The 1,712-nt window shown below is 55.5% G+C and carries 2 rRNA genes; both read right to left on the reverse strand.

Annotated features, from left to right (window positions below):
- Window positions 1-1,268 (reverse strand): 23S ribosomal RNA (locus tag AB0C26_RS46380); the annotation flags it as partial.
- 363 nt (window positions 1,269-1,631) lie between these two features.
- Window positions 1,632-1,712: ribosomal RNA gene (locus AB0C26_RS46385) — 16S ribosomal RNA — on the reverse strand; the annotation flags it as partial.

Raw genomic sequence — 1,712 nt, forward strand, 5'->3', positions numbered from 1 at the left:
GCGGATGTATTGTGTGAATGCCACAGCTTCGGCGGTGTGCTTGAGCCCCGCTACATTGTCGGCGCGGAACCACTTGACCAGTGAGCTATTACGCACTCTTTAAAGGATGGCTGCTTCTAAGCCAACCTCCTGGTTGTCTAAGCGACCCCACATCCTTTTCCACTTAGCACACGCTTAGGGGCCTTAGCTGGTGATCTGGGCTGTTTCCCTCTCGACTACGAAGCTTATCCCCCGCAGTCTCACTGCCGCGCTCTCACTTACCGGCATTCGGAGTTTAGCTGATTTCGGTAAGCTTGTAGGCCCCCTAGACCATCCAGTGCTCTACCTCCGGCAAGAAACACACGACGCTGCACCTAAATGCATTTCGGGGAGAACCAGCTATCACGGAGTTTGATTGGCCTTTCACCCCTAACCACAGGTCATCCCCCAACTTTTCAACGTTGGTGGGTTCGGTCCTCCACGCAGTCTTACCCACGCTTCAACCTGCCCATGGCTAGATCACCCCGCTTCGGGTCTAGAACATGCGACTCAAGACGCCCTCTTCAGACTCGCTTTCGCTACGGCTACCCCACACAGGTTAACCTCGCCACATGCCACTAACTCGCAGGCTCATTCTTCAAAAGGCACGCCATCACCCCTAAAGGCTCTGACGGATTGTAGGCGAACGGTTTCAGGTACTATTTCACTCCCCTCCCGGGGTACTTTTCACCATTCCCTCACGGTACTCGTCCGCTATCGGTCACCAGGAAGTATTCAGCCTTACCAGGTGGTCCTGGCAGATTCACAGCAGATTCTAGGAGTCCGCTGCTACTCGGGAAATCTGTAAAGAGGTCATGAATTTTCGTCTACCGGACTCTCACCGTCTACGGTTGGCTTTCCCACACCATTCAACTAACCCATGACTTTGTAACTCTCTGGAAGGTGTCAGCACTCCCGAACAGCTCCCACAACCCCCTATGCGCAACGCCTGACAGCTATCACACGCACAAGGTTTAGGCTCGATCCGCTTTCGCTCGCCACTACTCACGGAATCACATGTTGTTTTCTCTTCCTACGGGTACTGAGATGTTTCACTTCCCCGCGTTCCCCTCACACACCCTATGAATTCAGGTGCGGATGACACGACATGACTCGTGCCAGGTTTCCCCATTCGGACACCCTGGGATCACAGCTAGGTTGACAGCTCCCCCAGGCCTATCGCGGCCTCCCACGTCCTTCATCGGCTCCTGGTGCCAAGGCATCCACCGTTCGCCCTTGACAACTTAACCACAAAAAACAAGATGCTCGCGTCCACTGTGCAATTCTCAACCAACGACCAACCCACAACCATCAACGCTTCCCACCAGCCGAACCACAGTTCGCGGTATGAGAAACCAGATCGTGCCTGGTGCTGAAAAACAACCCCGGCCCGAAGGCCGGCATGGTTGTTCTTTCAGATACCCAACAGGGTGCTTTCTTGTGCGCTCTTACCAGCCGCACCAGCGAGTAGGTTCCATGCCCTTACGGGCCGTACTGAACTCGCCGGCCGTTGCCGGGTCGAACTAGCCAGTGTCTCCGCCTATGAGCACCCCGATCTGGCATTCGCAGATCGCGGGCCACTGTCCGCGTTTCCGCGGATAGTTGCTCCTTAGAAAGGAGGTGATCCAGCCGCACCTTCCGGTACGGCTACCTTGTTACGACTTCGTCCCAATCGCCAGCCCCACCTTCGACGG

Origin of the sequence: Actinoplanes sp. NPDC048796 (assembly GCF_040650035.1) — a bacterium.
GTDB lineage: Bacteria > Actinomycetota > Actinomycetes > Mycobacteriales > Micromonosporaceae > Actinoplanes.